Here is an 11,341-nt window from a genome sequence, read left to right as displayed (position 1 = left end):
CTCGATCCAAGAGGTCCGGGGGCCGGGAACGTCAACTGTCACGGCTCCCGGTGCCATCCACTCCCGGCAATGACGAGTGCCATTGGCACGCGTCAATCAGTGACAAATAGCTCCGGCAGCAACAGCCTGGTGGGGTCTCTTTTTTTTTACACGTATGCTATAATTCAGGGCAGAGGTGGGAGCGGGTGCGTATTGCGGTCGTTGACGGCCAGGGAGGCGGCATAGGTAAGCACATCACGGAAAAACTGAGAAAAGAACTCCCCGAGGGAGCGGAAATTCTCGCTCTGGGCACGAACGCTCTGGCCACGGCGGTAATGCTGCGGGCCGGAGCGAACGAGGGTGCAAGCGGGGAAAACGCCGTCGTGTTGAACGCCGGGAGAGTGGACCTCATTGTCGGCCCGATCAGCATAGTCGTACCCAATTCCATGCTGGGGGAACTCACCCCCAAAATGGCCGAAGCCATCGCTCAGAGTACCGCGGCCAAAATCTTGCTGCCCTTGATTCCGGGGAGAACCACCATTGTGGGCCTGAAGTCCGAACCATTGCCCCACCTCATAGACGAACTGGTGCGCAAGGTAAAGGAACTTTGGACCGATTGATGCGGGTGGTTTTGGGCGCAGCCTGTCCGCAGTGTGGTCCTTTCTCGAAGAAGGAGGCAGGATATCCTTGGGCTGCAAGATGTACTTGGTGCGGCACGGTGAAACGTTGTGGAATTACGAACTCCGTTATCAGGGTCATGCGGATATCTTACTGAGCGAGTCCGGAATCCGGCAGGCCCGGGCCCTGGCGCTTAGGCTCAAGGACCAGCGTTTCGCGGGTTTTTACTCCAGCGACCTGCGCCGGGCTTACGACACCGCCCGCATCCTGGCGGAACCGCACGGGGCGGAAGTAGAGCGGATGGCCGAATTGCGGGAGATCAACTTCGGTGATTGGGAGGGGTTGACCCGCGAGGAGATTATCCGCATGTACCCCGACGTCTCCAGGAAATGGTGGTCCAAGCCGCTGGAAACCCGTTTGCCGGGCGGTGAGACCCTGAACGAGGTGGCCGACCGCTGCGTCCGTGCGCTGCAAGCAATCGCCGCCCGCCATCCGGACGACCAAGTGCTGGTGGCCGCCCACGGTGGTTCGATCCGGGCCAGTGTGGCCCTCCTGATGCGGATGGACCTCAACCAGTACTGGCGCCTGCGCCAGGACAACGCCGCCCTCACCGTCGTCGAGCTTTTCGAACCCGACCGCGCCCAGCTTTTGCTTTTCAACGACACCTGCCATCTATAGGCCTGGTGGCAATAACGGTATCTTTAATTTGACACCGGTCTGTTGCGCAGTGTATACTATCTTCACAAGAGCGCTGAGTTCCCGGGAAAAGTCCGGGAAGCGGGGGAACCACCAATTGGGGTGAATCCCGGCATTACGCCGGGTAGGGTTAGCTTTCGACCCGAACCCGTCAGCTAACCTCGCAAGCGTGGGAAGATGGCCCGGCTGACAAGCCGCTCAGGGTTGTCGGAACGGATATTGTTCGCGCATCTTCCCCGGAACCGGTGCTCCGGGGTTTTTGTTTGCCGGCCAAGTCGCTTTCGGGAGGTGGAAACACATGGCGATCGACAGCCTGGAGTGCGGCGTATTGTCGCCGGAGGAGAGCCGGAAGCAGGGACTGAAGCGGGCCAAGGAACTGAAGGGCCGCATTGCCGACTACCTGATGGTCAAAGACTATATCCCCTGTGGGCGTGAGCGGGCCGATGAGATCGGGGTCCACAAAGAGCGGCTGTTGAAGCTTTTGGGCGGGACCAAGGAGCAATGGCTGGACTGGCATTGGCAAATGCGCCAGCGAATCACGAACGTCAAGGTGCTGGCCCGGTTTGTGGAACTCAACCGCGATGAGATTCGCGATATTGACCAGGTCTCCAGGCAGTACCGGTGGGCCGTGTCTCCGTACTATGCCGCCGTGATGGCCGTTGGGGGAATGAAGGGGCCGATCTGGGCTCAGGCCGTCCCGTCGGCGGCCGAGATCACCGATGGCCGCGGAACGGCCGACCCCATGGCGGAACGGCTGACGTCCCCCGCGCCCGGTATCACCCGGCGGTACCCGGACCGGCTGATTATCAACGTTACCAACCAGTGCGCCACCTACTGCCGCCACTGTCAGCGGCGCCGGAACATCGGGGAGGTGGACCGGCACCAGCCGCGGCGGGTGCTTGAGGCCGCCCTGCAGTACATCCGTGAGAACCGCGAAATCCGCGACATTCTGGTCACGGGCGGTGACGCGCTGCTTTTGAGTGACACGGTGCTGGATTGGCTCCTGGGCGAGTTGCACGTCATCCCGCACGTTGAGATCAAGCGGTTGGGAACCCGGACGCCGGTGACCCTGCCGCAACGGATCACGGCGGGGCTCTGCGCCGTACTGGAGCGGTATCCGCCGGTATATATCAACTCGCAGTTCAACCACCCGCTGGAGGTCACGCCCGAGGCCATCCAGGCCTGCGGCCGGTTAGTGCGGGCGGGAGTGGTTCTGGGCAATCAGGCCGTACTGTTGAAGGGAATCAACAACGACCCGCACGTGATGAAAAAGCTGAACCACGAGCTTCTCCGCGCCCGGGTGCGGCCCTACTACATCTTTCACGCCAAGTCGGTACGGGGCACCAGCCACTTCATCACTCCGGTCGAGGAAGGGCTAGCCATTATGGACCAACTGCGCGGTTACACTTCGGGCCTGGCGGTGCCCACCTATATCATCAACGCTCCCGGGGGTTACGGCAAGACGCCGGTGACCCCTTCATACGTGGTGGACCATGACGACCAGCGCTTGATCCTGCGCACCTGGGAAAACCGGGTCCTTCCGTACCCCAACCGACCGTCCGGCTTATGAAAGCGCCGGTCGTGGGGGAACCTATGGGCACGGAGCGGACCGTCGGTCTTTGGTCTTGCAGACCAACGCCTGCCGGGGAAAAGGGGGCCTTAGCTCACTAATGGATATCGACCGTTGGGAAACCTGGTCGCGGGCGCCGTGGAGCACGCAGCCCAGCTTGAAACTAAAGACTGACGAGGTCGGCATAGACTTCGACCTTTTCATCGAGGGCTTACGCGAGGGGCGGAGCGATGCGGAAATGGCCGGCGCCTTCGAGGTGCCGGCGGGGACGGTGGCCAACCTGCGGGAGCACTTCATGCGCTACGGCGTGGACTCGGTCCAGGGTCAGGACTAGGAAAGGCCCCGGCTGACGGGCCGCCGACCGGCCCAGACCACGCGGAATAGAATACCCAGTCAGAACCGACCGAGCCGAGAATTGAACCGGCTTGCGCCAACGGATTATTCCTTGAGCAATGCCTTTGGCGCCTTTGATCGTCCGATTGGCAGGCCTGTTTCTCCTATGCTATAATGTTCGGCAATCAATGTTAGGAGGCGGGCTTACTTGACGCACCCCGAAAGGTTTATCCAGGAAGGCTTGACATTTGACGACGTGTTGCTGGTGCCCGCGGCCTCGGAGGTCCTGCCGTCGGAAGTGGACACTCTGACCAGGCTCACCCGCAAGATAACCCTCAACATTCCCCTGATGAGCGCCGGGATGGACACCGTAACGGAGGCGCGCCTGGCGATCGCCGTCGCCCGCGAGGGCGGCATCGGCGTCATCCACCGGAACATGAGCATCAAGAAGCAAGCCCTGGAGGTGGACAAGGTAAAGCGTTCCGAACACGGCGTGATCTCCGATCCGATTTACCTGTCGCCGCGCAACCTGATCGGCGAGGCCGATATGCTGATGGGCCGATACCGGATCTCAGGGGTGCCGATTACGGAAAAGGGCAAGCTCGTGGGAATCATCACCAACCGGGACCTCCGTTTTGTCACCGATTTCAACCAACCGATCGATCAGGTAATGACCAAGGAGAACCTGATCACCGCTCCGGTGGGCACCACTCTGGAAGAAGCCAAGGAAATCCTACGCCGTTACAAAATCGAGAAACTGCCCCTGGTGGACGGGGAGAACAACCTGCGCGGCCTGATCACCATCAAGGACATCGAAAAGGCGCACAAGTACCCGCGTTCGGCGAAGGACCCCCAGGGACGGCTGCGGGTGGCGGCCGCGGTGGGCGTTTCCCGGGATTTCATGCACCGGGTCAACGCCCTGGTGGAAGCAAAAGTGGACGCCGTGGTGGTGGACACCGCGCACGGCCATTCCCGCCGGGTGATCCAGGCCGTCTCGGTGATCAAAAACAAGTATCCGGACCTCTGCGTGATCGCCGGGAACGTGGCCACCGCTGAGGCGTCCCGGGACCTGATCCAGGCCGGGGCGGACGCGGTCAAGGTGGGCATCGGGCCGGGTTCCATCTGCACCACCCGGATCATCTCCGGTGTCGGGGTGCCGCAGATCACCGCCGTGCACAACTGTGCCGGCGAAGCGGCGAAACACGGTGTGCCGGTCATTGCCGACGGGGGTGTGAAGTACTCCGGGGACATCGTGAAGGCGATCGCCGCCGGAGCCGATGTGGTTATGATCGGGAGTCTTCTGGCCGGCACCGAGGAGAGCCCCGGAGAGATCGAAATCTTCCAGGGCCGGAGTTACAAGGTCTACCGGGGAATGGGCTCGCTGGGCGCGATGAACGAGGGCAGCAAGGACCGTTACTTTCAGGAAGGCGCGGGCAAGCTGGTGCCCGAAGGGGTGGAGGGGCGCGTACCCTTCAAAGGTCCCCTGTCGGAGACCGTTTATCAGTTGGTGGGCGGTCTTCGCTCCGGTATGGGCTACTGCGGGGTGCGGACCATTGAAGAGCTTAAGCACAACACGCGCTTCGTGCGGATTACACCCGCCGGCCTGCGTGAGAGCCATCCTCACAACGTAACCATCACCAAGGAGGCACCGAACTACAGTTTACGCTAAAAACTCCTAAAAAAAGTTTGCCTTTTCCCGCAGGGTTTACCGGGTCGACGGGGTATTTATCTGTAAAGACCTGGGATCACTAGCAAATGAAGGGAGAAGGTGAGCGCACCGGTGAGCGGGACCCTACATTCGTTGACCGATGTACTGAAAAAGACCCTGTTCTTTTTTGAAGCTATGTCCGCCAAGGAACTGGCGCCTTACGTGCGGCGGAAAATGCTGCAGGACTATTCCCTGAGCCAGATTGAGGAAAAGGTGCTGCTCTGCCTGAAACAGCACGCTGGCTTCAAACAGGGAGAGGACCGTCTGTGGATGCTTAACCTTGAGGGCAACCGGGAAAACGACCAGTTCTACCACCTGCTCCTCAAGCGGGGTGAAGCCTTGAGCCTCTGGGATGCGGTCAACGTTGGCCCAAACAAGAAGAAGAAGCTAAGGCGCCTGATTGCGGAAGAGGCGAACCTGATCCGGGACGGGCGGTTCGTCCAGTTGACCAACGGGACGTGGGGCCTGACCGAATGGGACACCGAGACCGAAGGCTATCCCTTGAATCATCTCATTATCAAGGCTCTCCGGCTGCATCCTGCGGGCCTGTCCCTGCCCCAGATCGCAACCGTGGTAAACAAGTGGCGCCTGGCCACCGAGGCTTCGGTGGAGGCCCAGGTGCGCAAGTTTCCGTACTTCGAAATCCAGAGTGAGAGCGTTTGGACTTACAACCAGTCCGCCCACCGGGTTTACGAAGAGGTCATGAAAAAGTACCTGGGCATCCTGCGCGATCAGAAGAAACGCTGGCAGTGGGAGCGCGAGCAGTGGTACCGAAAGTACCAGCAGGTGCAGGCCCAACTCGAAGAACTGGGTTCCGCCCAGCGGGAGGCAGCCGCAGCCGTCGCTCAGCACGTCATCGTCCGGGACCAGCGGGACCACCTGGCCACCCTGCTTTCCGAGAAAGACCTGCTCCTGTCGCTGCGCAAGAAGGAGATTCTCTACTACCAGGACCAGGTGCGGAAACTGGAGTCGAAAGCGAACAGCATCCTGCACCAGTGCCGCCTGTGGGTCCAGCGGGCCCGCGACTCCCAGGATGAGACCCGCCGGCTGCGGGATTCACTGGAGGCGACCCAGAACAACCTGGAGGGGATGTTCAGCAAGCTCCAGCAGTTCCGCGAGCGGGCCCGGGAACAAAAGAGCGAACTCGCCCAGCTGAAAGAGGAGCAGAGTGCCCGCGTGGCTGAACTCCAAGGGGAAATAATCGAACTGAAAGCCCGGGGCGAGAAGGAACGATTCACGGCCTCCCGCAAGGAGAAGACCCTGCGCGAAGAGATCGACCGGATGCAGCGCGATCTGCGCGATGCCCTGGAGGCTGGGGAGGACCTGCAGCGTTCAATCCGCTTCATGCAGGAGGAAGTGGGGCGGACGCGGGAGGAGTTCCGGCGGCTGCAGAGGACCGCAAACCATCCCTTGGTGCGGCTGGCCGTACGGATCTCCACCATCCTTGCCCGCCGCCCCAGTGATGCCTAAAGGGCGCCAAAAGGGGAGCGCGCCCACGCACCGAAAAAGGTGTCGACCCTTTTTCACTAAACACGAGTGCGAAAAAAGTGTCAGACACCTTTTGCGCACCTCGAAAAAGCGTCAGACCCTTTTGCCTTTCCTGATGTCACGAGTGGATATCCTGGTTGCCAAGGAACAGGGTCACCGAGGGGGACAGGCACCTTTTCCCACTTGTCACTTGTACTGGTAATCGTCAGGTTTCCATGCGGGAAAAGGAGCCAGTCCCCTGGAACGGGGACAGTTCCCCTCTCCCCAAGGGGACTGTCCCCCTTTGGTGTTACGGAAAAGGGCACGTCCCTCTTTGGATACGGAAATAGGGGGGGGATAGGGGACTGCCCCCCTTTTCCCCTTTTTTTAGGTGTAGACGCGCAGGCCGCGGTCGCGGGCCATGCGAATCGCTTCGAGCACCTCTTCCCGGAACGGCCGCCGGTCCAGAGGCGGGAAGTGCCGCGCGCGGTAGGCCGGGCGGTACTGGGCCATGATGTTGATGAAACAATCCGGGGAGACTTTTGCCGCCAGGAAATCAATCAGCTCGGCGGTGCCCGCCAGGCCGCCGGGCAACACCAGATGCCGCACCAAGAGCCCCCGGGTCGCGATCCCGTCCCGGTCCGTCACCAGGTCGCCCACCTGGCGTTGCATCTCGCGGACGGCGGCCTTGGCGACGCTTGGGTAGTCTTCCGCTCCCGACAGGCGCCTGGCCGTATCACGGTCCATATACTTCACGTCCGGCATGTAAATGTCCACTATACCGTCGAGCAGCGCCAGCGTCCGCAATGAATCGTAGCCGCCCGTGTTGTAGACCACCGGGACCCGCAGACCCTCGCGAGCGGCGAAGTACAGCGCGGCGATGATCTGCGGCACGTAGTGGGTGGGGCTGACGAAGTTGACATTGTGGCAGCCCCGTTTCTGCAGGCCCAGCAGGATGCCGGCCAGCTTTCGCACGGTGACCGGTTCGCCTTCCGCCTGCCAACTGATGCCGTAGTTCTGGCAGAAGACGCATTTCAGGTTGCAGTGGGTCATGAATACGGTGCCCGAACCGTACCGCCCCACGAGCGGGGCCTCCTCGCCGAAATGCGGGCCGTAGCTCGAAATCATCACGAGCCGTCCGGCCCGGCAGGTTCCGGTCTCGTTCAGGACACGGTTCACCGCGCACTCCCGGGCACAAAGCCGGCAGCTCTTCAGTTCCCGGTAAGCCCGTCCCGCCCGGTGCCGCAGATTCTCCAACCCCAACTTCAGGTAAGCCGGTACAAAGCCCCGCTCCCGCTCCCGTTTCCGCTCCTTACCCTCGGCCATAGCCGTTTTCACACCCCATCGAACATGCCGTTCAATAGCTATTTGTGTTTACATTAATATAATTGCACTTGTAGACACAAGCGCACAAAAAGCCATCGGCAAGAGGAAAACTGCGGAAGATGGAGAAGTATTGTTTTTTGAGGTAGCAATGGACGTCACCTTGTGGAGGAGGAAAAAGGCCAGTGAACGAGAGGGTCATCAAGATCGGCCTTCTGGGTTTGGGTACGGTCGGCGGCGGCGTGTACCAAGTTCTGCAGAAAAACGCCGGCCTCATCACGCGCAAAGCCGGTGTGCGGCTTGAGATCGACCGGATTATGGTTCGGGACGTAGGCCGCGACCGGGGTTTGTCATTGCCCCCCGGTGTGCTCACCGACAGGCCGGAAGACATTCTGGAAAACCCGGCCATACAAATAGTGGTGGAGGTCATGGGCGGCACCGGGCCGGCGCTCGACTACGTGCGCCGCGCGCTCAGGCGGGGGAAGAGCGTGGTCACCGCCAACAAGGACATGCTGGCGGAGCACGGGAAGGAGCTTTTCGATCTCACCCGTGAACACAAGAGCGACCTCCTGTTTGAGGCCAGCGTGGCCGGCGGCGTCCCGATCATCCGAGTCCTCAAACAGTGCCTGGCTGCGAATCGGATCGAAGCGGTGATGGGTATCCTGAACGGGACCACGAACTACATGCTCACCCGGATGACCGCCGAAGGCACCGACTTCCAGACCGTGCTGCAGGAGGCGCAGGCGCTCGGCTACGCGGAGTCCGACCCGACCAACGACGTGGAGGGCTACGACGCGGCCCGGAAAACGGCAATCCTGGCCTCTATCGCCTTCAACACCCGGATTTCGTTCCCGGCCGTGTACGTTGAAGGAATTTCGCGAATTACTGCCGAAGATATCACCTATGCCACCGAACTCGGCTACGTGATCAAGCTCCTGGGGATCGCCAAGGATACCCCGGAGGGCATTGAGGTCCGGACGCACCCGGCGCTGTTGCCGCGCCGGCACCCGCTGGCCGCCGTGAGCGACGTTTTCAACGCCATCTACGTCCGGGGTGACGCGGTCGGCGAGACCATGTTCTACGGACGCGGCGCCGGAGCCCTGCCGACGGCGAGCGCGGTGGTGGCCGATATCATGGATGCGGCCCGGAACATCGTGCACCGGGTTCCCGGCATCATCAGCTGCACCTGCTTCGAGGACCGCCCGCTCAAGGAGATGGGGCGGGTCAGCTGCAAGAATTACCTGCGCCTTCGGGTCGTGGACCGGCCCGGGGTGCTCGCTCAGATCGCGCGGGTGTTCGGGGACAACCAGGTCAGCCTGGCCGCGGTGACGCAGAAACACAGCGAAGGGACCAAGGCCGAACTGGTTCTGGTCACGCACGAGGTGGCCGAGCAGAATCTGCGCGGCGCCCTGGCCGGACTCACCGGCCTGGACGTGGTGGAGAGGGTCTGCAATGTGATCCGGGTGGAGGGCGATAGTTGAGCGGGCGCAAAGCGATAGTCCGGGTGCCGGCCACGTCCTCCAACCTGGGCCCCGGATTCGATTGCCTGGGTTTGGCCCTGGAGCTTTACAACTTCGTGGAGCTCAAAGTCGTGCCGGAGGGCCTGGATGTCACCGTCCAGGGTGAGGGGGCTTCGGAGATCCCGGCGGACGAGTCCAATCTGACGCTCCGGGCGGCGCGGCGGGTGTTCGACCTGCACCGCGAACATCCACCTGGCCTTAGCCTGCGCATGACCAATAATATTCCCCCGGCTCGCGGACTCGGTTCCAGTGCGGCGGCGGTGGTCGGCGGGCTGGTCGCCGCCAACGCCCTTTTGGGGAACCGACTGTCAAAAACCGAACTTTTGCGTTTAGCCGGGGAAATGGACGGACACTTGGACAACGTCGCCCCGGCACTGCTCGGAGGCCTGACGGTGGCCGTTCCGGACGGCGCGGCGGCGCTCGCCCTGCGCCTGGAACCGCCCGCCGGACTCCTAGCGGTGGCGGCCGTCCCCGCCGTTAACGTATACACCCCCCGGGCCCGGGCGGTTCTGCCGCGCGACGTTCCCTTCGCGGACGCGGTGTTCAACCTGGGGCGCGTGGCGCTCTTGGTCGGGGCCCTCACCGGGGACCGATTAGAGTTCTTGGCCCCCGCCATGGCCGACCGCCTGCACCAAAAGTACCGGGAACAGCTTGTGCCCGGATTGGCCGGCGTTATCGAGGCCGCTCTTGAAGCCGGCGCACTGGGGGCGGCGCTCAGCGGTTCCGGACCCACCGTGGTCGCCCTGACGGACGACCCGGAAAAGGCGGGGGCAATAGCCGCGGGGATGCGGGAAACCTTCGCTAAACTCGGACTCCCGGCTTGGACGCCGACCCTGGCGCCGGACCGGGATGGCGCGTGTACGGTGGAAACTGTGGCAGGAGGCACGATATGCTCGTAGTGCAGAAGTTTGGGGGCAGTTCGGTGGCCGACGCCGGACGGATCGCCCGGGTGGCCGTCCGGATCAAACGTACGGTTGAAGACGGGCACCGGGTCGTGGTGGTAGTCTCGGCCATGGGCGACGCCACCGACGAATTGCTGGCCTTGGCCGGCGAGGTCACCCGGAACCCCTCGGCCCGGGAAATCGACATGCTGTTGGCCACCGGCGAGCAGGTGTCGATCGCCCTTCTGACCATGGCACTTCAGGCGATAGACTTGGACGCGGTTTCTCTGACCGGTGCCCAAGCCGGGATCACCGTTGACGGCATCCATACCAAAGGGAAGATTGTGGGCCTAGACACGGCCCGCCTGCACTCCGAACTCGAGCGGGGCCGGGTGGTGGTGGTGGCCGGCTTCCAAGGGGTGACCCGCGACGGCGAGATCACCACCCTGGGGCGGGGCGGTTCGGACACCACGGCGGTGGCGCTGGCCGCGGCCCTGAAGGCCGGGGTCTGCGAGATTTTCACCGACGTGGACGGCGTGTATACCGCCGACCCCCGCCTGGTGCCCGAAGCCCGCAAACTGGACATGATATCCTACGACGAAATGTTGGAGCTGGCCAGCCTCGGGGCGGTCGTGCTGCACCCGCGGGCCGTGGAACTGGCCAAGCTGTACGGGGTACCCCTGGTGGTGCGGTCGAGCTTCAACAACGGGCCGGGGACGCTCATAAAGGAGGTCGGCGATTTGGAGAAGACGGCGGTGGTGAATGGGGTGGCCCACGACGTGAATATCGCCAAGATCAGCCTGTTCGACGTTGAGGACCGTCCGGGCATCGCCTCAAGGATCTTCCGCGAACTGGCCCGGTCCAACATCAACGTGGATATGATCATTCAGGGCGCAATGCGCGACGGCCGGAACGACATCGCCTTCACGGTGAGCCGGGACGACCTGTCCCGGGCACTGGAGGCCGTTCGCCGCATCCAGGCACTGGTCGGCGCCAAGGGGGTGACCTTCAACGACACCCTGGCCAAGGTTTCGATCGTGGGGGCCGGAATGGTCTCCTATCCCGGGGTCGCGGCGACGATGTTCGAAGGGCTGGCCGAAGCGGGCATCAACATCGCCATGATCAGCACTTCGGAGATCAAGGTGTCGTGTGTGATCGGCCGGGAGGAAATCGAACGCGCGGTCCGGGTGCTGCATATGAAGTTCAACCTGGGCGAGGTACCCGCCTCCGGCGCACCGGCCTAGCG

The 11,341-nt window shown here is 62.4% G+C and carries 10 protein-coding genes and 1 riboswitch; of the genes, 9 read left to right on the top strand and 1 reads right to left on the bottom strand.

Annotated features, from left to right (window positions below; all coding sequences use genetic code 11):
- The first annotated feature begins 185 nt into the window (after positions 1 to 185).
- From AB1402_09000 to AB1402_08975, 6 genes are all read left to right on the top strand, one after another.
- Complete coding sequence (locus tag AB1402_09000; GenBank protein ID MEW6541732.1) at positions 186 to 599, top strand: DUF3842 family protein; 414 nt, start codon at positions 186 to 188, stop codon at positions 597 to 599.
- A gap of 67 nt (positions 600 to 666) precedes the next feature.
- Positions 667 to 1,275 (top strand): alpha-ribazole phosphatase, encoded by a 609-nt coding sequence (cobC, locus tag AB1402_08995; protein MEW6541731.1) that lies wholly within the window; start codon positions 667 to 669, stop codon positions 1,273 to 1,275.
- A 61-nt stretch (positions 1,276 to 1,336) separates the two neighbouring features.
- Positions 1,337 to 1,474: riboswitch (cyclic di-AMP (ydaO/yuaA leader) on the top strand.
- A gap of 117 nt (positions 1,475 to 1,591) precedes the next feature.
- Positions 1,592 to 2,863 (top strand): glutamate 2,3-aminomutase, encoded by a 1,272-nt coding sequence (gene eam, locus AB1402_08990; protein ID MEW6541730.1) that lies wholly within the window; start codon positions 1,592 to 1,594, stop codon positions 2,861 to 2,863.
- Between the two features lie 100 nt (positions 2,864 to 2,963).
- Positions 2,964 to 3,197, top strand: a complete 234-nt coding sequence (locus tag AB1402_08985) for a helix-turn-helix domain-containing protein (GenBank protein MEW6541729.1) — start codon at positions 2,964 to 2,966, stop codon at positions 3,195 to 3,197.
- A 207-nt stretch (positions 3,198 to 3,404) separates the two neighbouring features.
- A complete protein-coding gene (gene guaB, locus AB1402_08980; protein ID MEW6541728.1) occupies positions 3,405 to 4,865 on the top strand; it encodes an IMP dehydrogenase in 1,461 nt (486 codons plus the stop codon).
- Positions 4,866 to 4,976: 111 nt separating this feature from the next.
- On the top strand, positions 4,977 to 6,374 hold the full coding sequence (locus tag AB1402_08975) for a phage-shock protein (protein ID MEW6541727.1): 1,398 nt from the start codon (positions 4,977 to 4,979) through the stop codon (positions 6,372 to 6,374).
- 384 nt (positions 6,375 to 6,758) lie between these two features.
- On the opposite strand, the gene AB1402_08970 is transcribed toward AB1402_08975, so the two are convergent.
- Complete coding sequence (locus tag AB1402_08970; protein MEW6541726.1) at positions 6,759 to 7,697, bottom strand: radical SAM protein; 939 nt, start codon at positions 7,695 to 7,697, stop codon at positions 6,759 to 6,761.
- 182 nt (positions 7,698 to 7,879) lie between these two features.
- Here AB1402_08970 and AB1402_08965 point away from each other — a divergent pair, with 182 nt between their 5' ends.
- The 3 genes from AB1402_08965 to AB1402_08955 are packed head-to-tail and all read left to right on the top strand — an operon-like array spanning position 7,880 to position 11,339.
- Complete coding sequence (locus AB1402_08965) at positions 7,880 to 9,175, top strand: homoserine dehydrogenase (GenBank protein ID MEW6541725.1); 1,296 nt, start codon at positions 7,880 to 7,882, stop codon at positions 9,173 to 9,175.
- The gene (gene thrB / locus AB1402_08960; GenBank protein ID MEW6541724.1) at positions 9,172 to 10,113 is read left to right on the top strand and encodes a homoserine kinase; all 942 of its coding nucleotides are present in this window, start codon (positions 9,172 to 9,174) and stop codon (positions 10,111 to 10,113) included. Before AB1402_08965 ends, thrB begins: the two co-directional genes overlap by 4 nt.
- Positions 10,104 to 11,339: an aspartate kinase gene (locus tag AB1402_08955; protein ID MEW6541723.1), complete on the top strand. Its 1,236-nt coding sequence runs from the start codon at positions 10,104 to 10,106 to the stop codon at positions 11,337 to 11,339. Before thrB ends, AB1402_08955 begins: the two co-directional genes overlap by 10 nt.
- The last annotated feature ends 2 nt before the right edge of the window (positions 11,340 to 11,341 follow it).

It is taken from the genome of Bacillota bacterium (assembly GCA_040757205.1).
Taxonomy (GTDB): domain Bacteria; phylum Bacillota; class Desulfotomaculia; order Desulfotomaculales; family Desulforudaceae; genus Desulforudis.
The sequence above is the reverse complement of the archived record's forward strand: the minus strand, read 5'-3'. Positions and strand labels throughout refer to the sequence as shown.

Excerpts from the sequence above, each read along its gene's own strand:
- eam (MEW6541730.1), top strand. The coding sequence starts at position 1,592 with ATGGCGATCGACAGCCTGGAGTGCGGCGTATTGTCGCCGGAGGAGAGC.
- AB1402_08985 (MEW6541729.1), top strand. The coding sequence starts at position 2,964 with ATGGATATCGACCGTTGGGAAACCTGGTCGCGGGCGCCGTGGAGCACG.
- AB1402_08955 (MEW6541723.1), top strand. The coding sequence starts at position 10,104 with ATGCTCGTAGTGCAGAAGTTTGGGGGCAGTTCGGTGGCCGACGCCGGA.
- AB1402_08970 (MEW6541726.1), bottom strand. The coding sequence starts at position 7,697 with ATGGCCGAGGGTAAGGAGCGGAAACGGGAGCGGGAGCGGGGCTTTGTA.